The sequence below is a fragment of the Enterococcus sp. AZ035 genome (genome assembly GCF_050548325.1).
In the GTDB taxonomy this organism is placed as follows: domain Bacteria; phylum Bacillota; class Bacilli; order Lactobacillales; family Enterococcaceae; genus Enterococcus; species Enterococcus faecalis.
The window spans coordinates 729,757-753,856 of record NZ_CP172958.1 but is presented as its reverse complement, the minus strand read 5'-3'; the positions used below and the strand labels follow the sequence as shown (position 1 = coordinate 753,856).

General features: G+C 38.2%; 26 protein-coding genes. 2 read left to right on the top strand and 24 right to left on the bottom strand.

Annotated features, from left to right (window positions below; genetic code table 11):
- Positions 1 to 15 precede the first annotated feature (15 nt).
- The 13 genes from IGL32_RS03660 to IGL32_RS03600 all read right to left on the bottom strand — a co-directional run bounded on the left by IGL32_RS03660 (position 16) and on the right by IGL32_RS03600 (position 13,471).
- On the bottom strand, positions 16 to 660 hold the full coding sequence (locus IGL32_RS03660) for a cell division protein SepF (RefSeq protein WP_002355901.1): 645 nt from the start codon (positions 658 to 660) through the stop codon (positions 16 to 18).
- Positions 661 to 673: 13 nt separating this feature from the next.
- On the bottom strand, positions 674 to 1,351 hold the full coding sequence (locus IGL32_RS03655; RefSeq protein ID WP_002358890.1) for a YggS family pyridoxal phosphate-dependent enzyme: 678 nt from the start codon (positions 1,349 to 1,351) through the stop codon (positions 674 to 676).
- Between the two features lie 16 nt (positions 1,352 to 1,367).
- On the bottom strand, positions 1,368 to 2,600 hold the full coding sequence (gene ftsZ, locus IGL32_RS03650) for a cell division protein FtsZ (RefSeq protein WP_002355899.1): 1,233 nt from the start codon (positions 2,598 to 2,600) through the stop codon (positions 1,368 to 1,370).
- A gap of 26 nt (positions 2,601 to 2,626) precedes the next feature.
- Positions 2,627 to 3,949, bottom strand: coding sequence for a cell division protein FtsA (gene ftsA / locus IGL32_RS03645; RefSeq protein WP_002355898.1), 1,323 nt, complete (start codon positions 3,947 to 3,949; stop codon positions 2,627 to 2,629).
- 173 nt (positions 3,950 to 4,122) lie between these two features.
- A complete protein-coding gene (locus IGL32_RS03640) occupies positions 4,123 to 5,247 on the bottom strand; it encodes a cell division protein FtsQ/DivIB (RefSeq protein WP_002368241.1) in 1,125 nt (374 codons plus the stop codon).
- Between the two features lie 8 nt (positions 5,248 to 5,255).
- Entirely contained in the window at positions 5,256 to 6,347 is a 1,092-nt protein-coding gene (gene murG / locus IGL32_RS03635) for an undecaprenyldiphospho-muramoylpentapeptide beta-N-acetylglucosaminyltransferase (RefSeq protein ID WP_002379204.1), read from the bottom strand.
- 4 nt (positions 6,348 to 6,351) lie between these two features.
- Positions 6,352 to 7,722, bottom strand: coding sequence for a UDP-N-acetylmuramoyl-L-alanine--D-glutamate ligase (murD, locus tag IGL32_RS03630; protein WP_085443791.1), 1,371 nt, complete (start codon positions 7,720 to 7,722; stop codon positions 6,352 to 6,354).
- Positions 7,723 to 7,744: 22 nt separating this feature from the next.
- Entirely contained in the window at positions 7,745 to 8,710 is a 966-nt protein-coding gene (mraY, locus tag IGL32_RS03625; RefSeq protein ID WP_002355894.1) for a phospho-N-acetylmuramoyl-pentapeptide-transferase, read from the bottom strand.
- Positions 8,711 to 8,736: 26 nt separating this feature from the next.
- Positions 8,737 to 10,965, bottom strand: coding sequence for a penicillin-binding protein (locus IGL32_RS03620; RefSeq protein ID WP_002381310.1), 2,229 nt, complete (start codon positions 10,963 to 10,965; stop codon positions 8,737 to 8,739).
- Positions 10,965 to 11,372, bottom strand: coding sequence for a cell division protein FtsL (gene ftsL, locus IGL32_RS03615; RefSeq protein WP_002358883.1), 408 nt, complete (start codon positions 11,370 to 11,372; stop codon positions 10,965 to 10,967). The genes IGL32_RS03620 and ftsL overlap by 1 nt, the downstream gene beginning before the upstream one ends.
- 16 nt (positions 11,373 to 11,388) lie before the next feature.
- A complete protein-coding gene (gene rsmH / locus IGL32_RS03610; RefSeq protein ID WP_002355891.1) occupies positions 11,389 to 12,345 on the bottom strand; it encodes a 16S rRNA (cytosine(1402)-N(4))-methyltransferase RsmH in 957 nt (318 codons plus the stop codon).
- 14 nt (positions 12,346 to 12,359) lie between these two features.
- Positions 12,360 to 12,845 (bottom strand): division/cell wall cluster transcriptional repressor MraZ, encoded by a 486-nt coding sequence (gene mraZ / locus IGL32_RS03605; RefSeq protein WP_002383402.1) that lies wholly within the window; start codon positions 12,843 to 12,845, stop codon positions 12,360 to 12,362.
- Positions 12,846 to 13,078: 233 nt separating this feature from the next.
- A complete protein-coding gene (locus tag IGL32_RS03600; protein WP_002383401.1) occupies positions 13,079 to 13,471 on the bottom strand; it encodes a DUF3397 domain-containing protein in 393 nt (130 codons plus the stop codon).
- Between the two features lie 244 nt (positions 13,472 to 13,715).
- Between IGL32_RS03600 and IGL32_RS03595 the strand changes: the two genes are divergently transcribed.
- Together IGL32_RS03595 and IGL32_RS03590 are read left to right on the top strand one after the other, a co-directional pair.
- On the top strand, positions 13,716 to 14,681 hold the full coding sequence (locus tag IGL32_RS03595; protein ID WP_002387038.1) for a magnesium transporter CorA family protein: 966 nt from the start codon (positions 13,716 to 13,718) through the stop codon (positions 14,679 to 14,681).
- 67 nt (positions 14,682 to 14,748) lie between these two features.
- Positions 14,749 to 14,859, top strand: coding sequence for a DUF4044 domain-containing protein (locus tag IGL32_RS03590; protein WP_002383399.1), 111 nt, complete (start codon positions 14,749 to 14,751; stop codon positions 14,857 to 14,859).
- A gap of 90 nt (positions 14,860 to 14,949) precedes the next feature.
- On the opposite strand, the gene recN is transcribed toward IGL32_RS03590, so the two are convergent.
- The 11 genes from recN to IGL32_RS03535 all read right to left on the bottom strand — a co-directional run bounded on the left by recN (position 14,950) and on the right by IGL32_RS03535 (position 24,083).
- Positions 14,950 to 16,623 carry a DNA repair protein RecN gene (recN, locus tag IGL32_RS03585; protein WP_002387037.1) on the bottom strand — a complete coding sequence of 558 codons (1,674 nt, stop codon included), beginning with the start codon at positions 16,621 to 16,623 and terminating at the stop codon, positions 14,950 to 14,952.
- 17 nt (positions 16,624 to 16,640) lie between these two features.
- Positions 16,641 to 17,090 carry an arginine repressor gene (locus IGL32_RS03580; protein ID WP_002358881.1) on the bottom strand — a complete coding sequence of 150 codons (450 nt, stop codon included), beginning with the start codon at positions 17,088 to 17,090 and terminating at the stop codon, positions 16,641 to 16,643.
- A 138-nt stretch (positions 17,091 to 17,228) separates the two neighbouring features.
- On the bottom strand, positions 17,229 to 18,044 hold the full coding sequence (locus IGL32_RS03575; protein WP_002364633.1) for a TlyA family rRNA (cytidine-2'-O)-methyltransferase: 816 nt from the start codon (positions 18,042 to 18,044) through the stop codon (positions 17,229 to 17,231).
- 13 nt (positions 18,045 to 18,057) lie between these two features.
- On the bottom strand, positions 18,058 to 18,939 hold the full coding sequence (locus tag IGL32_RS03570; RefSeq protein WP_002379200.1) for a polyprenyl synthetase family protein: 882 nt from the start codon (positions 18,937 to 18,939) through the stop codon (positions 18,058 to 18,060).
- The gene (locus IGL32_RS03565) at positions 18,939 to 19,169 is read right to left on the bottom strand and encodes an exodeoxyribonuclease VII small subunit (RefSeq protein WP_002355878.1); all 231 of its coding nucleotides are present in this window, start codon (positions 19,167 to 19,169) and stop codon (positions 18,939 to 18,941) included. The genes IGL32_RS03570 and IGL32_RS03565 overlap by 1 nt, the downstream gene beginning before the upstream one ends.
- 1 nt (position 19,170) lies before the next feature.
- Entirely contained in the window at positions 19,171 to 20,517 is a 1,347-nt protein-coding gene (xseA, locus tag IGL32_RS03560) for an exodeoxyribonuclease VII large subunit (protein ID WP_002355877.1), read from the bottom strand.
- A 9-nt stretch (positions 20,518 to 20,526) separates the two neighbouring features.
- Positions 20,527 to 21,372: a bifunctional methylenetetrahydrofolate dehydrogenase/methenyltetrahydrofolate cyclohydrolase gene (locus IGL32_RS03555; RefSeq protein WP_002355876.1), complete on the bottom strand. Its 846-nt coding sequence runs from the start codon at positions 21,370 to 21,372 to the stop codon at positions 20,527 to 20,529.
- Between the two features lie 103 nt (positions 21,373 to 21,475).
- Positions 21,476 to 21,928: a transcription antitermination factor NusB gene (gene nusB, locus IGL32_RS03550; RefSeq protein WP_002355875.1), complete on the bottom strand. Its 453-nt coding sequence runs from the start codon at positions 21,926 to 21,928 to the stop codon at positions 21,476 to 21,478.
- Complete coding sequence (locus tag IGL32_RS03545; protein WP_002355874.1) at positions 21,921 to 22,352, bottom strand: Asp23/Gls24 family envelope stress response protein; 432 nt, start codon at positions 22,350 to 22,352, stop codon at positions 21,921 to 21,923. The genes nusB and IGL32_RS03545 overlap by 8 nt, the downstream gene beginning before the upstream one ends.
- 332 nt (positions 22,353 to 22,684) lie before the next feature.
- Complete coding sequence (locus IGL32_RS03540; RefSeq protein WP_002355872.1) at positions 22,685 to 23,005, bottom strand: MazG nucleotide pyrophosphohydrolase domain-containing protein; 321 nt, start codon at positions 23,003 to 23,005, stop codon at positions 22,685 to 22,687.
- A 13-nt stretch (positions 23,006 to 23,018) separates the two neighbouring features.
- Entirely contained in the window at positions 23,019 to 24,083 is a 1,065-nt protein-coding gene (locus IGL32_RS03535) for a M24 family metallopeptidase (protein WP_002391500.1), read from the bottom strand.
- Between the last annotated feature and the right edge of the window lie 17 nt (positions 24,084 to 24,100).

Below are 24,100 nucleotides of genomic sequence, written 5' to 3'. Positions count from 1 at the left end.
ACACCTCCCTAAGGCTTAGAAATCAAAGAATTGTTTGTTGGCTAAAGATTGTGCTGTCGCACTATCAATTTCCATATTCGCTGGTGTGCATAAGAAGATTTCATTGCCAACGCGCTGAATATCTCCGTCTAAAGCATACACAGTACCAGTTAAGAAATCAACGATGCGTCGTGCTTGGTCTTCTTCTACTAATGTAAAATTAACTAGCACAGCTTCTTCAGCAAATAAATGTTTCGCAATGCTCATTGCTTCTGAATACACACGTGGTTCAATAATAGTAATTTTATGTGTTTTTGCATTGGCGGTGCTTTCTTGTGCTCGTCTTGTATTCGTAGTCGCTGATTGATTAGAACTACGCATAGAAACCACTTTTTTCTCTGTGTAAGCAGCTTGTTGTGTGTCTCTTTCTTGATGCGCTTCAGCAGAACGATAGCGTGCAGAAGGTTTTTCAACTACAGGCTCACTTTGTTGTGTATAAGCTGGCTGACTGTAACTTTCCTGTTGTTGAACAGGGCGTTGTGGTTTAGGCCGAGCTGCACGACGCGGTGGTTCATTAACTGCTTTGCGCTCTTCATATTCTTCGTAGTTATCATAATAATCATCTTCTTCGCCAGATAAGCCAAAAAAGCTCGATAACGCATCCTTGTTAAAAATTGACATAAATTCCTCTCCTTTACGCATCTCTGAATAACGCTGTTCCGATTCGTATAAAAGTTGCACCTTCTTCAACTGCGATTGGGAAATCGTTACTCATTCCCATGCTAAGTTCTGTACAAGGAGCAAAAGATAAATGTTTCTCATTTACGGTCATTTGCAGCTCTTTTAATTCTCTAAATGTTGCATGTAATACTTCTTCACTTGCCCCAAAAGGTGCCATAGTCATTAGACCGACGATTTGAATTTTGTCCAAATCAGCAAGTTCTTGAATGAAAGGTAAGACGTCTTCTTTACGAAAGCCGTGCTTGCTTTCTTCCCCAGTTATATTCACTTCAACAAAACAACGAATAACTTTCGTTGCTCTTTTTTGAATTTCTTTGGCTAGACTCAGACTATCTAATGCATGAAAATAATCTATCTCATTAATAATTAATTTTACCTTCCTACGTTGTAAATTACCAATTAAATGCCACTGAATATCATTAAATTTTTCCAATCCAGCTTTCTTTTCTAGTAACTTATCTACTCGGTTTTCAGCTAAATTCTGGACACCAAGCTGAACAAGCTCTGCTGCTTCCTCAATTCCTACTGATTTAGTGACGCCAATCATTGTCACATCAGCAACAGAGCGCTGTGAGCTTTTGCATGCTAGCTGAAGTTGATTATTAATATTTGTTAAGTTTTCAGCTATCATTTCTAATCGATGCTCCTTATCGTTTTCTGCGGAAAAATGGTGGCGTACTTAATTCGTCATCATTGTGATTTGGTTCTTCACGGTGGAATGTGTCAAATTCTTTTTTGTCTACTTGTTCTAATGAAGATTCATCAACTTTTGGACGTGTATTTTGTTCTCTGCGAATATCCCAATCGCCAAAAGCACTTGCTTCTTCTTGTGATTTTGGTTGATCCATTTCCACAGATTGAGTTGTTTGTTGCATTGGTTGAACCGCTTGTCTTGTTTGACGGTGCGGTTTTCTATCCTTTTTTGATTCATCAATACCTGTAGCGATTACTGTTACACGAATTTCGTCGCCTAAATCTTCGTTAATTGATGTACCTAGGATGATGTTCACATCACCTGAAGCAGCATTTGTAACGATATCTGAAGCATCTTGCGCTTCAAACAAGGTCATATCTAAGCCACCAGTAATGTTTAATAAGACTTGTTCCGCACCATCGATTGATGTTTCTAACAATGGTGAAGAAATAGCTTTTTTCGTTGCTTCAATTACACGTTCTTCGCCGCTCGCTACACCAATTCCCATTAAAGCTGTTCCTTGGTTTTCCATCACTGTTTTCACGTCAGCAAAGTCCAAGTTTACGTAACCTGGTGCAGTGATTAAATCTGAAATCCCTTGAACACCTTGACGTAATACATTATCAGCTTCTCTAAATGCTTCAAGCATTGGCGTTTTCTTGTCAACGACTTCTAATAAGCGGTTATTTGAGATAATTAATAGTGTATCAACGTTTTCTTTTAATAAGGCAATTCCTTCAGCAGCAAAACGACCACGTTTTGGACCTTCAAAACTAAATGGACGAGTTACTACACCAACTGTTAAAGCGCCTAATTCTTTAGCGATTTTTGCAACTACTGGCGCAGCACCTGTACCAGTTCCGCCACCCATACCAGCAGTAATGAAAATCATATCCGCGCCTTGTAATGATTCTGAAATCACTTGTTCACTTTCTTCTGCAGCTTTTTGGCCAACTTCAGGTTGTGAACCGGCACCTAAACCACGAGTGTATTTAGGGCCTAATTGAATCACTGTTTCTGCTTTTGAATGTTTTAATGCTTGAACGTCTGTATTGGCTGTGATAAATTCCACGCCTTTAACGTTTTCTTCGATCATACGGTTTACAGCGTTTCCGCCGCCGCCACCTACACCGATAACTTTAATGACTGCACCGTTGTTAATGTTATTGTCTAATGAAAATTCCATGATATCGTATCCTCCTGTTTGTGTGATTAGTCGAAAATGTTCGAGAAGAAGTCTTTGATTTTGCCTGTCACTTTTTCACCAGACTCACGTTCGTTGAATTCTTCGTATTCTTCTTGAGGCTGTTCAGCATATGTGTCATAGCGAACTTCTTGTTGGACAGCGACTGATTGTGCTGGTTTCGATTTTTCACCAGGGATTGCATATTTGGCAATGTGATAAATATCGTTTAGTTGCGCTGAATATTCCACAATGCTAATGACATTAGCAAAGACTGGGTTACGTAAGCCCATGTGATTTGGTACGTATAGTTTTACGTTGGCTTCAAAAATCTCTTGCGCCAAATCGACAATACCTGGCATACTAGCGGCGCCACCAGTTAACACAACGCCTCCAGGTAATTCAAACGCATCAATTTCATCCAGAACTTCTTTTGATTTTCTCAAAATTTGTTCCACACGCGCTTCAATAATTTCTGAAAGGTAACGTTCGTCCACTCTTACAGGCTCTGACTTACCGATAACATCAACAGGAAACTCTTCGTTTGCTGAAGTTCTTTCTGGATAAGCATCCCCATAATTAATTTTTAAGGCTTCGGCGTTGTTAAAAGAAGTATTCAATACGATTGAGATATCTTTCGTGATGAACTCGCCGCCTTCTTGGTTAACATGAGTAAATTTCAATTGTTTGTCGTGGATAACAGATGTCGTTGTTTGACCGCCACCCATATCAATGACAATTGTTCCAAAGTCTTTTTCGCCATCTGTTAAAATTGTTTCCGTTAAAGCAAGCGGTGTAATCACTAATTCGTTAATTCCTAAGCCAGCTTTTTCAACACATTTACGGATGTTATGGATGATTGTTTTTGGTCCAGTATAGACAACGCCAAACATCTCCATGCGAACGCCAAGCATTCCACGTGGGTCTTTGATGCCTTCAAAGCCGTCGACGGTAAAGTCTTGCGGTAAGATTGCAACAATTTGACGTTCAGGAGGAGTTGAACGAACCAAAGCTGCAGATGCGACGTTGCGCACATCCTCATCTGTAATTTCTTTTGATTCACTGCTAACAGCTATCATTCCTTGACAGCTTTCTACTTCTAATAAATTCGCTGGTAATCCAACATTTACGCTTTTAATTTGAATGCCGGCTTTTTCTTCGGCTTGTCGAACGGCCCGTTGGATTGCTTGAACTGTTTGATCAATATCGACGACAATCCCTCGATTCAAACCGTCTGATTTTGCATTTCCAACGCCGATGATGTTCATTTGACCTTCAATATATTCAGCGACAACTACTTTGACAGAAGTTGTACCAATATCGAGGCCTACATACATTCCTGTTTTTGCCATGAACGGAATTCCTCCTCCTATTAATTCCAATATCTAAGCGGACAAAGGCGTCCGTTTAACTATCTCTTTTTTAGTATTATTCACTTCTTCCAATTTTACCATAAAAATGGGGGTTTTAGAAAGCAGATTATACGAATTTGTTCGTTAATTTTTGAAACATTTTTGTAAAAAACTTATTCTGCTTGTTGCACTTCTTGATTTTCTCCATTTGTCGGCGTACCGTTATTCGCTTCATCCGTTGCTACGCCTGCATTTGGGTCCACAACTTCTTGATTTTCAACCGCTGAATCTTCGGAAACTTCACTACCCGTTTCTTCACTTTCTTTTTCATACGGATAAGAAAAAATGCCGACTTCCATATCAACGATTCCAGGTTTGTCCATTTGCTCGGCTACTTGTGAATAATAAGCCATTTTTTCACTTAAATCAGAAATATTAACAATCACTCGATTTCCATCATTCATATAGACATTAATCAAGTCTTTATTGGTTTTGGATGGTGCATATTTAATTTCTGAAATTCCTTGTTTAATTTCTTGAGGTAATTTGTTGTAAGAGGCCATTAATTCAGGGATTAATTTATCCTCTTTGAAATTCTCAAAAATTGGTTTGCCACTTTCAGCAGCTTTGGTGGTTTCCGCCAAAGTTTTACCATTCTCTAAAATCGGATGATAGCCGCCTTTAGTCGCAGCAAGAGCGACAATTTGATACTCTTGAATATCAATTTTAAATGAATTAATACCATTTAACTTAATGTTCGCCTTTTTTATAATTGGAAACTTTTTCTGAATATTTGCAGAAAAATAATTTCTATTTGAATACTGCTCCCATAAGCCACTGCCCGTTTCAAGTTTTGACTGCTGAATAATCGCTTGGCTCTCCACACTTTTGTTACCTGAAACTGTTACTTCACTCAATCGACTAAGAGGCGAAACAAAATACAATGCCACTAAAATGGCTGTCCCTAAACAAGTTAAAATAAAGGCTAAACGCCTATATAAGCGCTTGTTCCGTGTTTTCTTAACGTTCGGTAAACGATCTGCAAAATGCTCCTCTTCTTCCACTGTTTCTTGTGGAAGATGTTGTTGAGGCTCTTCTTGACTTTGTTCTTGTAAAGTGATGGTGACTTCTGCTTGTTCGTTTTCACCTTTTGAAGCAGCTTCTTCCGCTTGCTTCTTCAAATATTCTTGGTTTTGTTTTTGCCAAGGTGTCAGTTCAGGTTGAGACTCTTCCGATTTTTTTGGAGGTAATGGTTTTCTTTTTTTGAATATATCGTTCTCGTTACTAATCTTCCACACCTCCTATCTCAGACTAACGTTTTCACAACTTGATACAAACGATCACTTGCATCTGGGATGCCTTCCCCTTTGGACGCCGTTGCCATCTGTTGTCTTTTTTCATTGTTTAATAAAATATCATCTATTGCCGCAACTAAACGAGCGCCGGTCAATTCTGCATCTGGAATCATTTCAACAGCACCAACTTTTACTAAGCTTTGCGCGTTTTTCGTTTGATGATCATTCGTGACGTAAGGACTCGGAATTAAAATTGCTGGTAATCCTAATGCGGTGAACTCCGCAATTGAGGTTGCTCCTGCACGTCCCACCATTAAATCGGTATTAGCCATCACTTCAACCATTTTATCAATATACGGTTGCACACTTATGTTTGTCAATTTCTTTTCAGAAAACTTTAGACTTTCTTGAAGTTCCTGATAATATCTTTCTCCTGAAGCGTATAAAACTTGATACTCTCTCTCTTCAAACAAAGGAAAGGCCTGTTCAAACGCTTGATTGATTTTCAAGGCGCCACGACTTCCGCCAAATAAAACCACCGTTTTCTTTGCTGGATCCAAGCCAAACTCTGATAAAATAGCTGACTTTTCCACCGTTACGACTTCTTGTCCCCGCGGGTTCCCTGTTAAAATTGTTTTTTCTTTCGGGAAAAAACTAGCGACATCCGGAAAACAAATCGCAATTTTATCCACATAACGACTTAAAAATTTATTTGTCATTCCGGGGATACTATTTTGTTCATGAATAATTGTCGGTATTTTTAATTGGTGGGCCGCATAAACCACTGCACCAGAAACATAACCGCCTGTACCAATGACCACATCTGGTTGAAATTCACGAATAATTTTTTTTGCTTTATTAATGCTTGTTAAAAATAAATAAATTGTTTTAAAATTTTGAGGACTTAGCGAACGCTTGAATCCTTGAATTTTAATCGTTTTAAATGGAATTTTCGCCTTTGGCACAATTTGACTTTCTAGACCATTTTCTGTTCCCACATACAAGAATTCTGTTGCAGGTGCTTCTTTTTTGACGTGTTCGACGAAGGATAACGCAGGATAGATATGCCCACCTGTGCCACCACCAGTTACTAGTATCTTCATTTTCTCACATTTCACTTTCTTTTAATTGTTGAACAGCTTGCATAAAGGCTTCCCCGCGTACTTCAAAATTCGGGTATTGGTCCCAACTTGCGCAAGCAGGTGATAGTAAAATAGTATCATCTTTTTCCGAATAATCAAAGGCAATGGTAACCGCCGTTTGAACATTTTCAGCAAATAAAATTGTTTCAATGTTCGCTTTTTTAGCAGCTTCCGCCAATTTTTCTTTGGTTTCTCCAAACAAAACAATTGCTTTGAGTCCCAACAGGGCAGGAACCAATTCATCAAATGAGTTACCGCGATCCAAGCCACCCGCAAGTAAAAGTAGCTTTTGGTTGTCAAACCCACTTAACGCCATCTCTGTAGCTAAAATATTGGTTGCTTTTGAATCGTTATAAAAACGTCTTTGCTGAACTTCGCCAACAAATTGCGTTCGATGAGGAACGCCTGAAAAGTTTGTCAAAGTTTGTCTAATCTGAGCATTCGATACATTTTTTAATTTAGCTACACAAATCGCTGCGAGTGCATTTTCAATATTGTGACTGCCAGGAATCCCTAGCTCATCGGCGGGCATAATATATTCTTCATTGAAATATAATTTCCCCTCTAAAAGATAAGCCCCTTCTACTGCTTCTTTCGTTGAAAAAGGCAATACGTTGGCAGCTGTGGTTTTGGCTAACGTTTGAAGCTCTACTTGATTCCAATTTAAAATCAAGGTGTCCTCTGCGGTCATGTTTTTTTGAATGGCCCATTTTGCAGCAACATATTCTTTCCGCGAACCATGATAATCCAAGTGTGCCTCAAAAATATTTGTAATTACTGCAATTTGTGGGTGAAACGTCTCAATTCCCATTAACTGAAAACTAGAAAGTTCCATCACAAGATTATCCTTGGCCGTTGCTTCTTGAGCCACCGTACTCGCTGGAAAACCAATATTTCCCGCCAAACGTGCCTCACCAGCCGTTCTGTCAGCGTTTAGCAGTAAACCAATCATCGTGGTCGTGGTTGTTTTACCATTGGTGCCCGTAATGCCGACAATTGGACATTCGGCAATTTGACCTGCTAATTCCACCTCAGTTATGATAGGAATTTTCCGAGTTAGTGCTTCTGCCACAAGTGGATTTGTATAAGGAATACCAGGATTTTTAACGATTAGTTCAAATTCTTCATCCAACAATTCAATTGGATGCCCCCCTGTAACAACACGAATACCCAAGGTTAATAAATCTTGGGCGTCAGGGTTTTGATCAAATTGTTTTGCGTCATTAACGGTAACGAGCGCACCTAACTCATGTAAGAGTTTCGCTGCGCTGACACCACTTTTAGCTAGTCCTAAAACCAACACTTTTTTGTTTTGATAGGTTGTTATTTTTTTCATTGTCAATTTCCCCTTTGATAGATTAGAAAAGAATCCATAATGTGATTCCTGAACAGATTAAACCGACAGACCAAAAGACAAAATCAATTTTCCATTCAGACCAACCACACATTTCAAAATGGTGATGAATTGGTGACATTTTAAAAATCCGTCGACCAAATAATTTAAATGAAGCAACTTGTAAAATAACACTTGCTGTTTCACAAACGTAGACAAGTCCAATTAAAAGTAGCGTCCATTCTTGATGCAAAATAATTGAAATTGCTGCTAACAATCCACCTAATGCTAATGAACCAACATCACCCATGAAAATTTTTGCTGGTTTTCTGTTATAAGGGAAAAAGCCAATCAGCCCACCAATCACACTTAGGCAGATAATCACAACATCAAATTGTTGTTGTTTCCAGGCAATAATTGCATAAGTACCAAATGAAATTGTTCCTAAACCAGCAACTAAGCCATCAATCCCATCTGTCAAATTCACGGCATTAGAAAAACCGACTAACCAAAAAATAATAAACACACCATAAAAAATACCTAACGGAACTTCTGCTACTCCAAACAAATCTAAGGTGTCTGAAAAGCCTTCACTTCGATAAACAAAGTAGAAAACCAACCCACCAAAAATTTGACCAATTAATTTTTGACGAGAATTCAAGCCCATGTTCCGTTTTTTAAAGACTTTAATGAAATCATCTAAATAACCTAACAAACCGTATAATACTAAAATAAATAGAATAATTAGTAGAGACGGCGTAAATTGGTGGAAGAACAACCCCATTGCTAATGAAGTAATCAAGCTGGCTACAAGGAAAACGACTCCCCCCATTGTAGGGGTACCTGTTTTCACGCTATGCCAAGTCGGGCCATCTTCACGAGTAACCTGCCCTTGTTTTTTCATTTGAAAATAGCCAATGAATAGTGGCATTACGCTCACTGTAATGGCAAAACTCACCACTATGGGAATAAAAATCTGTGTCCACTCCATGTTATCTCTCCTAATATTCTACGTTATTATTCTGTGCCTTCTAAAGTCACGGTTAATTTTTTCTCCGTAATTTCAGTTTCAGCAGCGATACTTTGTTTCGTCACATAGCCTTCACCTTTAAACTCGACAGTCAAACCTAATAGATCACCAAACTTGGTAACATCGCTCTTCGACCAGCCGGTTAAATCAGGCATATAGTTCGTTCCATTTGTGATCAAAATCAATTTTTGATTAGGCATTAATGTTTGACCAGACGGCGTTGATTGTTTCTTGATTTTTTCACCATCACCGATAATCACAGGATCCACCCCGTTCACTTTGGCATTGGCCAACGCTTCCGCTGGTGTCATATTTTTATAATCAGCAACTGTGACTTTATCAGAAGCTACTTTCGTTGTTTCCGGATCTGTCTCTTTAATGTCTAACGCTAATTTCATTAATGGATTTGCAATTGCCGCCATTGCTTCTGAAGGCGAACCTGATTTTGCTTGTCTAAGTGTAATATACAAAACATATTCAGGATTATCCGCTGGGACCATTTCCACTACAGAAGACAAGACTTGACTTGCTCCATCAACGTACCCTTTACCATCTGAAATCTGGGCAGTTCCTGTTTTGGCAGCAACATGATAGCCTGGTACTTTATAAATATCATACGCAATCCCATAAGTTGGGTCTTCAACGGTATCAATCATGTACGTACGAATCTGTTGAGCTGTTTGCGCTTTGATTGGGGTTCCTACGATTTGTGGTTCCGTAATCGTTTCTTTTCCTGTATTTTTGTCAACAATTTTGCTGATGTAATGAGGTTGCAACATTGAACCGTCATTTGCAATAGCTGAGAAACCTTTCATCATTTGGAAATTAGTAACCGTAATTGCTTGACCAAATGCCGACATTGCTCTATCTACAAAGTTTGTTCCTGGCAATTTACCAGCAGATTCACCACTTAAACCTGAATGCGTGCTCGTACCAAAACCAAATTTTTTCAAATATTCCATCCATTTTTCATCACCCATTTTTTGTTCTAGTTTTACCATACCAATATTACTAGACCAAGAAATGGCTTGACGATAATTCAAATATTCTTTGCCGTTCAACCGAGTATAGTCATGGTCATTCACAGTTACATCCCCAACCTGAATTCCACCAACACGATTGAATAATTCATTAGGATTAAACTGTCCTTGTTCCATAGAAGCAGCTGTTGTAAATAATTTGATTGTTGAGCCTGGTTCATAAGGACTTTCAACTAATAGGTTCTGCCACGTGCCATTATCGTCTAACCCTTGTTTCGTTTCAGGATTAAATGTTGGCCGTTGAGACATGGCAACAATTTCGCCTGTTTTTGCTTCCATTAACATGGCAGTCATAGAAACTGGTTCATATTTTTCATTAACTTGCGTCATTAAATCTTCTAAGGTATTTTGCAAGCGACTATCTAGCGTCGTGTAAATATCTTGACCATCCACTGCTTTTTTCTCTTCCGCCACAGTTCCTGGTAAGGCATTGCCATAAATATCTTTTTCAAAATACACACGGCCATCGGTTCCACTTAAAATATCATTATAGGTCTGTTCTAGTCCCATTGCGCCTACTAAGCCTTCTTTATCATCATCTGGATTGGCTGCTTTTGTATAGCCAATAAAGTGAGAAGCAAACTGACCATTGGGATATAATCTGGCTGGATGTTCATTGAAATAAACACCTGAAATTTTTTTCTTTTTCAAATCTGCTTCAATTTTTTGGCGTGTTTCCAAGGTGATGTTTTGACCACCCGTACCAAATTCCACTTGATATTGTGTTGACCCATCTTCATGGATCCCATTATTCAAGTATTTCAATGCTGTTTTTTTGTCTAGTTTGGTATATTTCGCTAAAATTTCAGCAATATCATCGAAGTCTTTTTTCTCCGCATATAGCTTTTCATTATTTTGTCCCGTATATTTTTTTGATAATACGACATATAACGAATAGGAAGTAGCATCTTCTGCAATTGGATTACCATATCGATCTAAAATTGATCCTCGCTTAGCTTTTACCACTTGGCTTCCTTCATATAGAGAAGCTGTTTTTTCCTTTAGTGATACACCGGCTACTTTGCCTGTTGCCACAATGTATGTCGTTCTAAAGGCAAATAAAAAGAACAATCCAATACTCGTAGCGAATAAAATGATGCCTACTTTTTTACGATTGTTCATCGGATTTAAGTTTTTCTTTTTCATGAATTGTTTAAATTTATGTCTTTTACTCATTATTTAACAGTCCTAACATTGTCGCCGTTATTTTCTAGTCCTTGCTTTTTAGCGACATCTTTGATTCGATCTGATTTAGAAAGTTCGCTTCTTTCTTGTTCCAATTTCAAAGCGTTATCTTCCTTTTCTTTAATGACTGCTTGTGTTTCTGTAATATCGTTCATGGTTTGGACAATTGTCGTTCTTACTTGAATTGTCGCAATTGCAATACCAATCGTTGCACAAACTAATACAACACCGATTAATTTTTCTAGTAAAGAGACATTTTTTAGTTTCTTTTTGGGTAATAGAGTGGGGACAGGTAGTGTTTCCTCTTGCATTTTTCTGTCTTGCTCTGTTGCCACAGTTGGCTGATCCATTTCTGGTGCTTCATAATGGAAATCATTTACTTTCTTCAATTCAGCCATGTGTCTACCCCTCTCTCTATCTAGATTTTATTTTTTCGGCAATGCGTAACTTCGCACTTCGTGAACGATTATTCTCAGATAACTCACTGTCACTTGGTAAAATTGGTTTTCTGGTAATTACTTTTAATTCTGGTTGAAATTCTTCTGGTACCACTGGAATGCCTGGTGGCAAATCTTGTACCGTACTGTATTCTTTAAACATTGTTTTAACAATACGATCTTCTAACGAATGGAACGTAATCACACTGATTCTGCCATTTTTCGCTAGCAAATCAATTGCTTGTTCTAGCGACTCTTCAACTGCCCCTAATTCATCATTAACGGCAATGCGAATTGCTTGGAAAATTCGTTTTGCAGGATGTCCACCTTTGCGTCTTGCTGGAGCTGGAATCGCCGTCTTAATAATCTCAACGAGTTCACCTGTTGTTTCAATTGGTTGCTTTTCACGAACACGTTCAATTTCTCGAGCAATCTGTTTCGAAAATTTCTCTTCCCCATAACGAAAGAAAATTTTTACTAACTCACTATAGCTATACGTATTCACCACTTCGCGAGCCGTCAAGGGTGCGTCTTGATCCATGCGCATATCTAAGGGCGCGTCTTGATGATAGCTAAAACCACGTTCTGCTTCATCTAATTGTGGTGAAGAAACACCTAAATCGTATAGAATCCCATCAACATGGAACACCCCGTGTTCTGCCAATTCTTCTTTAATATTTCTAAAATTTGATTTGATGAAGGTCACTTGACCTTTGTCTACATATTTCTGCAAACGAGTCTTAGCATGTGCCAACGCTTTTTGGTCTTGATCAAAGGCATATAAATGACCGTGCTCATTCAATTGTGTCAGTAAGTATTCACTATGTCCGGCACCACCGAGTGTGCAATCTACGTATACGCCATCCGGCTTCACTTGTAATCCATCCACTGTTTCTTTTAAAAGAACGGTGTAATGGCGAAATTCTTCAGTCATCATTTGCCTCATTCCTAAAATCCAAAATCAATCATTGTTTCTGCTAATTCATCAAAGTTTTCTTCAGCTTCATCAGAGAATGCATGCCAACGTTCGTCACTCCAAATTTCAATTCGGTTAGAGACGCCAATAACAACACAGCCTTTTTCTAAACTGGCATGTGTTCGTAAATTCGCCGGAATATTGATACGACCTTGCTTATCAATCTCACATTCTGTTGCAGCGGAATAAAAGAATCGTACAAAGGTACGTGCATCTTTCTTAGCTAAGGGCATTTCTTGAAGTTTTGCTTCAAGTTGTGACCATTCATTTAAAGGATAACCAAATAAACAGCCATCCATCCCTCTCGTTACCACAAATTTTTCACCAAGTTCCTCACGAAACTTTGATGGAACGATTAGGCGGCCTTTGGCATCGATATTATGTTGGTATTCACCCATAAGCATAGCCAATACACCCGCTTTTCCACTTGATAGAACAAGTCTACCACATCCCACCACTTTCTACCACTATAAATCTAAAAACTTCTATTTTTTAACTGTTATTTAAAATTTCTGTAATATTTACAGGGTTTTATGTAACAAGCATCACCCAACAAAAAATGTTATTATAACAAGGTTTTTACTATATTTTTTATAAAATAACCCCACAAATAACAAAAAAACCCCACGGAGTGGGGAGTTGTGGGGGACATTTTCCCACAGCGTATTTCCCCTATTGTCTCCACGCTTTATTACAGTAGATAATGACTGATATTTAGCAAGATAAGCAACACATACAACACAAACGTTAGTAAAAACGTCAACCGCCAAAACATCTTGAAATATCGTCTATATAAAATCTCTCCATAATAATAAGCTTGAAACAGGGCAACAGCGACTCCTAATAACAAAATAGAAATCACAAAATACGGCATAATCGATTCATCATAACTATCTTTGGATAACTCATGGATCCCTATGAATAAAAACGGAATGGCCAAATCCGGTGCTTTTATTTTCCAACGTTCCGTTAGGGAAAAAGTGGACACGAGAAAATTGCACGCAAAGAGCACAATTACCGGAAAAATATACCAAAATAACATTATTGCCGAAAACGACACCATTCTCTCAACAAATCCTTTCATTCCACCTGCTATAACTATACTTCATCAACGTTACACAGATGTTTCATTTCGTTTAAATATATGTGCTAAAAGCCCTTTTTGCTTGCTTTTTCATATAAAAAACGGATTACTTATCAAACCATTTTCAAAACGAGGCCTCACCTATCGCGGCCACTTATTTTTGAATGTTTTTTATAAGCTTTTCTTCTCGTATTGTGTCATACTTCTATTATAATGGATTTAGAACAAAAAATGTTGATTCGGGGTGAATCTTTTGATTAATTATTTATTATTGAAAAATGACTATTTTGAACCTTGTTCACCAGACGATGAAGCCCTAAGTTGGATTTCGGTAGAATCTCCTACAGAAGAAGAAATCGAGCGTCTCGTCAATCAATACCACTTACCAACAGATTATCTTACCGGCGTTTTAGATGATGAAGAAAATGCTCGAGTGGAAGGCTTCCGCCACGAAAAATTACAAACGCCTACGTTACTTTTATTTCGTTATCCCAAAGCTAGTATCAGTCCTAGTGGCTATCTGCAAGTAGAAACGGTGCCGATTGCTTTAATCGCAACCATCGATAACAAACTAATTACTGTTAGCAACGGGCCTAACGACATCGTTCATGGGATTCAAAAAGAGGCGTTCACCCATCAAGATCTTTCTATTGAGAAGGCCTTAATTTTAGCCCTTTCATGGAAGATGGCCCTTTCCTTCAATAAAAACTTACAAGCACTTATCCAACAAACCAACAAACTTGAAGGAGAGCTCCAAGTAGCCACAGAAAATAGTCAATTGTATCAGATTATGGACATTCAAAAAAGTCTAGTTTATTTCGAAGCAGCTTTAACGGATAATTTAAAAGTATTAAAACGTTTATATAGCGCTGAAATTTTTAATCATCCAGAAAAACATTTGCCATTTTTAAGGGATATTCTGATTGAACTAGAACAAGGACTGAATACGACTAAAATACAACTAAAATTAGTTGATAACATTAGTAATACTTTTTCAGCAATCGTTTCAAATAACTTAAATAATGTCATGAAAATTTTAACATCCTTAACAATTGTCCTGACCATTCCGACCATCATCGGAGGAATTTACGGCATGAATGTGAAACTCCCTTTTGCAGAGCATGAATATTCTTTTTGGATTATTTTTGCCATCACTACCTTAATCTGCGTAATTAGTATTCGAATTTTAAAGAAAAAGAATCTCTTATAACTTTAGGTTGCTGTTTTCAGGAAAAGGTTGTACACTATTAGCAGAAATTAAAAAGGACGTGTCATTTATGAACGACAAAGAACAAAGTCGCTTTTCAAAAATCACGAAAGTCGTGGTTTGGCTAATGCTGATCGCAATTGTAGGTTCAACTGTTTTAACAGCGATTCTTAGTCTTTAAACTGGAGAACTTTTTCACACATTAAAAGTAAAAAAACAGCCCCTTCTATCAATTGAAAGGGCTGTTTTTTTACTTGCTCAAATAGAGCGGCTATTTTTTCGCCATCGCCAACAGCTCTTGTGCATGTTCAATGGTTAATTTCGTAATTTCACTTCCTGCGAGCATACGCGCAATTTCGTTTACTCGCTCTTTTTCAGATAAAATTCGGACGCTTGTTTCTGTCCGCCCCGCCACAATTTCTTTTTCAATAAAATAATGTTCATCGGCAACGGCCGCCACTTGTGGCAAGTGCGTGATACACAACACCTGCGAATTTTCTGAAATTTGATAAATTTTATCGGCAATCGCCTGTGCTACTCGGCCACTAACTCCTGTATCCACTTCATCAAAAACAATACTAGTGATCCCTTGCGTTTGAGAAAAGATTGTTTTCATAGCCAACATCACTCGCGAAAGTTCTCCGCCAGAAGCCACCCGAACTAACGGTTTTAATGGTTCCCCTGGGTTAGTAGTAATATAAAATTCTACTCCGTCTAAGCCATTTTCTTGTAAATGCTCAAGTTCTGTAAAGCGGACTTCAAATTCAGTTCGCTCCAAATATAGTTCTTTTAATTCGGTTAAAATTTGTTGTTCGAGCTCTTTGGCTAGGCGCTTTCGTTCTTTTCGTAAAGCTAACGCTTGTTGATGAGCCGCTTGTTGTTTCTCTGCAAGCAACGCTTCTAAGTCACCTGTACCGCCTTCCAAAAAATCAGCCTCTGCTAACTCTTTGGTGATTTCTTCATAGTAAGATAAAATCGTTTCGATTGAATCGCCATATTTACGTTTCATTTGACGGATTAATTCCAAACGATTTTCTACTTCATTCAAGCGGCCTTCGTCTAGTTCTAAGCCATCAATCAACCTAGAAAGATCTCCACTGGCTTCTTGTAGTAAGTAGTAAGCATTTTGAACAGTATCTGACAATGTTTTATATTCTGAATCAAGGGATTCAATCGAAGCGAGTTCATTCATACTTGTTCCGATTTTATCCAAACTACTATCGTCTTCACCATTTAGCGCGGCATAACTAATCGTCAGTGCATCAGCAATCTTTTGAAAATTGTTCAGTTTATTGCGTTCTTCTAACAATTGTTCTTCTTCGCCAGCGACTAACTGTGCACTAGCAATTTCATCACTTTGAAAATGAAGCATGTCCATTCTTTGGGCAAATTCTTTTTCATTTTTTTGTCGCTTTCTGACTTTGGCTTCGAGTGCGCGATACTCTTGATACGCCTGTGTATATTTTTCTTTGACTGCTAAAAGTTTTTTCCCACCAAATTCATCTAACATATCAATATGGCGTTCACTTTGCATCAATTCTTGATGTTCGTTTTGGCCATGAATATCTACTAAATATTCCCCAATTCTTTTTAAATTAGTAATGTTGACAATCCGTCCGTTGACACGGCAAACATTTTTACCAGAAGCGGAAATATCTCGTTGAATCACTAAAGAATCTTCTTCTGTTTCAATACCTAATTCTTCTAATAATTTCTTTAATTCTTGACTTTTCGGCATTGAAAAAAGTCCTTCTAAGGTGCATTTATTTGCTCCTTGACGAATATAGTCACTGGAGCCGCGTCCGCCTGTGAGTAATCCCATTGCATCAATAATGATGGATTTCCCCGCACCCGTTTCTCCCGTTAAAACGGTCATACCCATTTGAAACTCTAATTGTAACGAAGAGATAATCGCAAAATTTTTCACGGAAAGTTCTTGTAACATCTTGTTCACCTCATTCTTTATAGATAGCTTAACAGCTCTTTATGAAGTTTTTCTGCTGCTTCCTCAGTTCGTGCAATCATGAGGACACTATCATCATCGTTGATGACGGCAAAAAGTTTCTCTTGGTAATTCTTTTCGATTAAACTACCACACGCCGCCGCATTGCCAGGAATGGTTCGTAATACGACATATTTTTCCATTTGTTCTGCAGCTACAAAGGCATCTTTTAAAAGCTTTGCAAGTTTAGCACTCGTATTAGCTTGTGTTTCTAATGGAAGGCTATATCGATAACCCCCTTCTGCAGATGGAACTTTGATCAGTTTCATATCTTTAATGTCGCGAGAAATTGTTGCTTGTGTTACAGCTACGCCCTTTTCTTGTAAGTAGTTGACAAAATCTTCTTGCTTTTGAATATTTTTTTCAGTCAATAAACGTGTAATTAAACGGTGTCTATCTTGCTTTCTCATGGCGCCGCTCTCCTTTTCAGTTTACTCTTGCCCTCATCATAGCTTATTTTTATGCATTTTAAAAGATGAATTACTAGATTTATACAAAAAAGAAGCTTTCACCTATAGGCGTCCACTTCTTTCTTCTAACTTTTCTCATCATTCCGCTAATTTTTGATGCGCATGCGCGACAACTTCTTCAATGGATTCTGGCGCTTGATAGGATCCTTCCCCTTCAACAGAAACTAAATGTGCCAAAAATTCAATGTTTCCTTCGCCACCAGTGATTGGTGAAAAATCTAAGTTTTTCACATCATAACCGTTATTCATGGCAAAGCGTGTAATTTCCTCCACAACCATTTGATGGGTTTCTGGATCACGCACGATTCCTTTTTTCCCAACAAACTCTTTGCCAGCTTCGAATTGTGGCTTAATTAACGCCACCACACTACCGCCTTTTTTCAAAATATCATGAAGAGGTGGCAAAATTAAGCGTAATGAAATAAAGGAAACATCAATCGTTGCAATATCCGGCACCCCTTCAGTGAAATCTTCAGGTTTACTATAGCGAAAATTGGTACGTTCCATTACCACCACGCGTTCATCTTGCCGAATTTTCCATGCTAGTTGGTTATAGCCAACATCTAAAGCGTAACTCAAACGAGCCCCATTTTGTAAAGCAACATCGGTAAAACCACCTGTGGAGGAACCAATATCTAACATTGTTTTGCCTTGAACGTTGATTGCAAAAACATTTAGTGCCTTCTCTAGTTTTAAGCCCCCACGAGAAACATAAGGCATTACTTGGCCCTTAGTATGTAAGGGTGTCTCCACAGAAATTTTTTCCCCTGGTTTATCTAAACGTTCATTTTTATCATTGTAAACCAAACCAGCCATCACACTACGTTTGGCTTTTTCTCGTGTTTCAAATAGTCCTTGATTAAACGCCAAGACATCGACGCGTTCTTTTTTCATAAGTGCCTTCTTTCTATCTCAATTGTAACTGAGTTAACAAGTTTGCTAAATGTTCTTCTGAAAAGTTGGGAACATTTGCTTTGATTTTTTCTAAAACAGCGCTACCTTCTGCTAATTGATGTGTTAGCGCATCTTTCGCGCCAGCAATCCCTAGAAGAGCTGGATACGTACTTTTATTCAACGCTTCATCTCGGCCTACTTTTTTACCTAAATCTGCTTCTGTACTTGTGGCATCTAATAAGTCATCACGAATTTGAAAAGCCAAGCCATAGTGATGCGCAAACTGTGTCAGTAAACCAATGACTTCTTCTGTTTGATTGGCTAATACGCCCCCAGCAATTAAGGCGAATTCAATTAGCGCTCCGGTTTTCTTTTCATGAACAGCCGCTAACTCTTCTAAAGTCAAGCTGACTTTTTCTCCTTCAATATCACCCATTTGGCCGGAAACCATGCCTTGATTCCCCGCTGCCTTTGCCAGTTGTTGCATCAGTAAAACTTTTTCACTTAAGCCTAATTGACTCAAAGAAAGCAACTGAAATGCACCTGTTAATAAGCCGTCCCCTGCTAAAATGGCAGTCGCTTCACCAAACACTTTATGATTGGTTGGTTTGCCACGACGTAAATCATCATCGTCCATTGCTGGTAAATCATCATGAATTAATGAATACGTATGAATCATCTCTAAAGAGGCAGCCACTTGATAGTCTTGTGTTTCCATCTCTTTTTGAAAAGCGGCCACTGTTGTTAACACTAATAGCGGGCGTAATCGTTTGCCACCTGCGTGTATTGAGTAGAGCATTGCTTCTTTCAAACGCTCATTTTCAGTATATTCTGCGATAAAATCGACCATGACTTTTTCAACCAACGGTAAATGCTGTTGACTAAAATTCGTCATTACGCTTCCTCGCTCTCTTCAAAAACAATTTCTTCATTGTTTTCTGTCATCATTTTCGTTAAAGTTTTTTCCGCTTTTTCCAATGTATCTTGACATTGTTTACTTAATGCCATGCCCTCTTGAAAGGCAGCTAAGGCTTCTTCCAAAGGAACATCTCCTCGTTCTAAGCGCTGAACGATTTCTTCTAAGGCATTTAATGATTCTTCAAACGTTTTTTCTTTTGCTGGCATGTTAAAACTCCTCTTTTTTCGCTGTTATTGTTTCGACGTTTGCTTGAACTGTACCGTCAGCATAATGAATCGTTAATTGATCTGCTGGCTGTAACTCGGTAACAGTTTTAACGACACGGTCCTCTTTTGTAGTATAACTATATCCTCGACCCATAATTTTGAGTGGGCTGAGTAAGTCTAGTTGTTGAACAGCAGACGTGAATTGCTTTTGTTTGTTTAGGAACAATTGTGTCATTTGTGTTTGCAAGTTTCGTTGTAAAAATGCCAATTGTTGCTGACTTTCTCTTAATTGTCCCTTTGGTGTCTGTTGTTGCAATTGAGCGATAATTCCTTGGGCTTGACGTTGTTTTTGGTGATGAATTGTTGTCATTGCTTGGAAAAGACGTTGCGTCATTCGATCTAATTTAATCGTTTGACCTTCATAAAGTCGCTCAGGTTGCTTAAACACATAAGAATTTTGTAGTCGTTGGAAACGTTCTGTTCGTTGTTGTAAGAGATATAAAAAGCTTTGTTCTAAACGACTACGCCGTTCACTAATTCTTAATAGTTCTTCATTTAAAACTGGTACCGCTAGTTCCGCTGCTGCCGTTGGCGTTGCTGCACGAACATCTGCTACCATATCGGCAATTGTCACATCTGTTTCGTGACCAACCGATGAAATAATCGGTGTGGTGGCAGCATGAATGGCTCGAGCCACTTTTTCTTCATTAAATGGCCATAAATCCTCGATTGAACCACCGCCACGGCCGATGATCATCGTATCAAAATCGCCTTGCGCATCGGCTCGCTGAATGTTCCGCACAATGTCATCCGCCGCCTGCTCGCCTTGGACCAAGGTTGGAAAAAGGACCAGTTGTGCAATCGGATACCGTCTTTTGACTGTCGTAATGATATCCCGAATAACAGCACCACTAGGACTTGTAACCACAGCGATTCGTTTGGGATAACGAGGCAACTGTTGTTTAGGCCCTTCAAAAAGTCCTTCTTTTCCTAGTTTTTCTCTTAATTCTGCCAATGCTTGATAAAGTGCACCTACACCATCTGGTTCCATATGTTCAATATAAATTTGATAGGAGCCGCTGTTTTCATAAAGCGAAATACGCCCCACCACCATGACTTTCATGCCTTCTTTTGGTTGAAACTTCAATTTTTGAAAGGCTGATTTAAACATAATTGCAGAAATCTTCGCATGATCATCTTTTAAACTGAAGTACTGATGCGCGTTCGCTCGGAAGCGAAAGTTCGAAATTTCACCTGTTAAATAGACACGTCCTAAGTAAGGGTCTGCATCAAATTTACGTTTTAAATACTTCGTTAAGGCTGTTACTGTTAAATACTGTTGCGTCATTTTTTCACCTTACTTTTGTTTTTTTGCTGCCTCGACTGTTTGATACATTAACATGGTAATCGTCATTGGGCCAACACCTTTGGGAACCGGCGTGATATAGCTTGCAATTTCAGAAACTTCATCGAATGCTACATCACCAATCAGTTTTCCTTCTTGATTGCGATTCATGCCCACATCAATCACTACCGCACCTGGTTTCACGAACTCTTTGGTGACAAAATGCCCGCGTCCAATTGCTACAACTAAAATATCCGCTTCTTTTGCAACTTCTGCTAAATGTTCAGTTTTAGAATGGGCAATCGTCACGGTCGCATTTTTCATTAACAATAATTGTGCCATTGGCTTGCCAACAATATTGCTTCGACCAATAACCACCGCACGTTTACCTGTTAAATCAATATCATAAGCTTCAAACATCTTCATAATTCCATACGGCGTGCAAGGAATCATTTCAGGTTTGCCTACAAACAAACGGCCTAAATTCATTGGATGGAACCCATCTACATCTTTTTTGGGATCAATCGCTAATAAAATCTTTTCTTCATCAATATGTTTTGGCAAAGGTAGTTGTACAAGAATGCCATGAAAGCGTGAATCTTGATTATATTTGTCAATCTCAGCCAATAATTCTTCTTCTGAAATAGTTTCTGGCAGTTTTTCGACCTTTGACAGAATGCCAATTTTGGCTGCTGCACGTTCTTTATTTCTCACATACGTTTGGCTGGCAGGATTTTCCCCAACTAATAAAACAACTAATCCTGGTTGGATGCCTTGTTGTGTCATCTTTTCTACATCTTTTTGAATCTCTGCTTGCATTTGATCTGCTAATTCACGACCGTTAATTACTGTACTCATTCCTTCGCTCCCTCTATTGTTTCTTTACTTCTTTAATAGTATTTATTTTAGCATATAACCCAGTATCTTAACACCAGTTAGATAGTAAAAAAAGATTCAGAGCTTACGCCTCTGAATCAATTTCTTTCATTACATTTGATAACACACCATTAACAAATTTACGTGAACGGTCGTCGCTGTATTTTTTACTTAACTCAACGGCTTCATTTAATGCCACAATGTTTGGCACATCTGAAACGTATAGCATTTCAAAAATAGCTAAACGTAAAATAACAATATCTATTTTTGCTAAGCGTTGCATAGACCAGTTATTACCTAAATGGTTCGTAATCACTTCGTCTAGTTCTGCTTTGCGGCTACACACACCGCCGACAAGTAAATCTAAATACGTAGGGACTAGGTCTTCGCCATCTTCACTGACGATTTCCCGATTATCATAAGCCAATGCATAATCAATGGCATCTTGTTTGGTTAAATCAGCATTAAAATCTAAAGGAAAAAGGGCTTGGAGCGCTTTTTCACGAATCTCGTGACGGGTTAATTCTGTTTTACTCATTCTCTTCTCCATCTTCATCTTCTGGGAATAATTCATTTAAGTCTGGTTGAGGGATTTTTTCAGGTACTACCGCTACAACATGAATATTCACTTCAACTAAATCAATATCTGTCATAAATAAGACTTGTTGTTTCACACGGTCTTGCATTTCTAACGCAACTTTTGGTACAGAAACACCGTAGTTCAAGTAACAATAGATATCGACTTTTAAGCCTTCTTCTTCTGTTCGTAAATATACACCTTTGCCGTGTGCTGCACGGCCTAATAATTCATTCACATTATTGGCAAACGTGCCGCGCATCCCATAAACGCCCTCTACTTTTGAAGCAGCGATTCCGATAATTACTTCAATGACTTCAGGAGCGATCACGATTTCTCCTAAAGAATCGTTTGCATTGATTACAAGATTTTTTTCTTCTGACATTTGGTTGTCCTCCTTATCTATTACGCACAAAATCGTTAAATAAACGATTTATTTGATGAATCACTAAGTCTCTTAAGGATTCTCTTTTAAGCAACGGATGATTCTTAAAAATTAAAACAACACTGGTTTCTTCAGTTAGTTGTGAAAGAACGTCCAAATTTTGCTTATCAATACTCGTTCTTAGTTTATCATTAATTAGCCTATTTCGCTACCAGAAAAGCTAAGTTCTGACTAAAAGAACAGATAATTTCTTGTCATAAATTTCTAATTCAAGCCTTTAGACGTAAAAATAAGAAAGACCAAGTAATTTTGGCTTTCTTATTTTTACATCTTTATTCTTCAGGATAACGTTCCATTAGTTTCGTCCGATGCTTTTGCATAATCATTTCTAAAGAGATGTCATATTTATCGGCTAAAATAAATAAATTATCCAACACATCGCCTAACTCTTCCGTTAAATTTTCCAGATTCTCTTCATCCGCCAAAACTGTTTCATCCGGTCGATCACGGCCAATTTCAATTGTCCGAATGGCCCGACAAACTTCGCCGACTTCTTCTGTTAAAAAGTTGGAACGAATAAACGGATCATATTGATACCAGTTACGTTTTTTATAAAACGCACTAATAAACCGCTGATACTCTTGGATATCCATGTTCTCCCAACCTTTATAAAATGATTAATTCTTTTGGCGCATGTGTTAATACACGATTACCTTCAGCAGTAATTAATAAATCGTCCTCAATACGCACGCCACCAATTCCTGGCAAATAAATTCCAGGTTCGTCCGTAATCACATTCCCTGGTACAAACTGTTTATCTGCTCGGAATGAAACATTTGGTCCTTCATGAATTTCTAACCCAATGCCATGACCAGTGCTGTGACCAAACGCATCGCCATAGCCATAGGAAGCAATATGATCCCGTGCAATCGCATCTAATTGAATGCCCGTCAACCCAGGTTTAGCTTCTGCTAACACTTTTAATTGTGCTTCTAAAACAATGTCATAAATTTCTTTTAGTTTTGGCTGAATACTACCAATAGCGAATGTCCGTGTCATATCAGAAACATAGCCTTCATAATAACAACCGAAATCTAAAGTGATTAACTCACCTTTTTCGATGACTTTATGGCTAGCAACGCCATGTGGCATCGCTGAACGTAGACCGCTGGCCACAATTGTCTCAAAAGAAACACCACTGGCTCCTTTTGAACGCATGAAGAAATCTAATTGATTAGCCACTTCAATCTCTGTCATTCCAGGTTTAATCATCTCTAAGACAAAGGCAAATCCTTGATCCGCGATGGCACACGCTTTTTCAATAATAGCTACTTCTTCTTCATCTTTCACTTCTCTTAATTCTTCAATCAAACCCATTACAGGAACTAATTCACATGGTAAAATTTCTTCCAATAAGCTATAATCAGCGAAACTAACTTGCGTTTCTTCAAAAGCTAAATTATCTAATTGCAAACGTTCAGCTAAATCTGCTACTTCGTCAAAAATATGTCCTGTGTTTTTAACGATAGTAAAACCAGTTGCTTGTTCCGCAGCTTGTTCCGTATAACGAAAATCCGTTACAAAAAAAGCTTTATCTAATGTAATCATTGCCAAGCCTGTTGTCCCAGTAAAATTGGTTAAATAACGTAAATTATACGGACTTGTCACTAAAAATCCTTGTAAATTATTTTCTTTCATTAACTCCCGTAGCTTTTCGACTCTTGCCATCATTGGTTCGACCTTCTTTC

Coding starts and splice junctions, on each gene's coding strand:
- ftsL (WP_002358883.1), bottom strand. CDS start 11,372: ATGGCTGAATTGAAGAAAGTAAATGATTTCCATTATGAAGCACCAGAA.
- nusB (WP_002355875.1), bottom strand. CDS start 21,928: ATGAGTAAAACAGAATTAACCCGTCACGAGATTCGTGAAAAAGCGCTC.
- IGL32_RS03660 (WP_002355901.1), bottom strand. CDS start 660: ATGTCAATTTTTAACAAGGATGCGTTATCGAGCTTTTTTGGCTTATCT.
- ftsZ (WP_002355899.1), bottom strand. CDS start 2,600: ATGGAATTTTCATTAGACAATAACATTAACAACGGTGCAGTCATTAAA.
- IGL32_RS03580 (WP_002358881.1), bottom strand. CDS start 17,090: ATGAGAAAGCAAGATAGACACCGTTTAATTACACGTTTATTGACTGAA.
- murD (WP_085443791.1), bottom strand. CDS start 7,722: ATGAAAAAAATAACAACCTATCAAAACAAAAAAGTGTTGGTTTTAGGA.
- IGL32_RS03555 (WP_002355876.1), bottom strand. CDS start 21,372: ATGAGTACAGTAATTAACGGTCGTGAATTAGCAGATCAAATGCAAGCA.
- IGL32_RS03565 (WP_002355878.1), bottom strand. CDS start 19,169: ATGCCAGCAAAAGAAAAAACGTTTGAAGAATCATTAAATGCCTTAGAA.
- rsmH (WP_002355891.1), bottom strand. CDS start 12,345: ATGACTGAAGAATTTCGCCATTACACCGTTCTTTTAAAAGAAACAGTG.
- murG (WP_002379204.1), bottom strand. CDS start 6,347: ATGAAGATACTAGTAACTGGTGGTGGCACAGGTGGGCATATCTATCCT.
- IGL32_RS03620 (WP_002381310.1), bottom strand. CDS start 10,965: ATGAGTAAAAGACATAAATTTAAACAATTCATGAAAAAGAAAAACTTA.
- recN (WP_002387037.1), bottom strand. CDS start 16,623: ATGTTACAAGAACTTTCCGTGAAAAATTTTGCGATTATCTCTTCGTTA.
- IGL32_RS03575 (WP_002364633.1), bottom strand. CDS start 18,044: ATGAAAAAAGAACGCGTCGATGTCTTGGCGTTTAATCAAGGACTATTT.
- ftsA (WP_002355898.1), bottom strand. CDS start 3,949: ATGGCAAAAACAGGAATGTATGTAGGCCTCGATATTGGTACAACTTCT.
- IGL32_RS03590 (WP_002383399.1), top strand. CDS start 14,749: ATGAACGACAAAGAACAAAGTCGCTTTTCAAAAATCACGAAAGTCGTG.
- IGL32_RS03545 (WP_002355874.1), bottom strand. CDS start 22,352: ATGTCAGAAGAAAAAAATCTTGTAATCAATGCAAACGATTCTTTAGGA.
- IGL32_RS03535 (WP_002391500.1), bottom strand. CDS start 24,083: ATGATGGCAAGAGTCGAAAAGCTACGGGAGTTAATGAAAGAAAATAAT.
- IGL32_RS03600 (WP_002383401.1), bottom strand. CDS start 13,471: ATGAAAGGATTTGTTGAGAGAATGGTGTCGTTTTCGGCAATAATGTTA.
- mraY (WP_002355894.1), bottom strand. CDS start 8,710: ATGGAGTGGACACAGATTTTTATTCCCATAGTGGTGAGTTTTGCCATT.
- xseA (WP_002355877.1), bottom strand. CDS start 20,517: ATGACGCAACAGTATTTAACAGTAACAGCCTTAACGAAGTATTTAAAA.
- IGL32_RS03540 (WP_002355872.1), bottom strand. CDS start 23,005: ATGGATATCCAAGAGTATCAGCGGTTTATTAGTGCGTTTTATAAAAAA.
- IGL32_RS03655 (WP_002358890.1), bottom strand. CDS start 1,351: ATGATAGCTGAAAACTTAACAAATATTAATAATCAACTTCAGCTAGCA.
- IGL32_RS03570 (WP_002379200.1), bottom strand. CDS start 18,939: ATGACGAATTTTAGTCAACAGCATTTACCGTTGGTTGAAAAAGTCATG.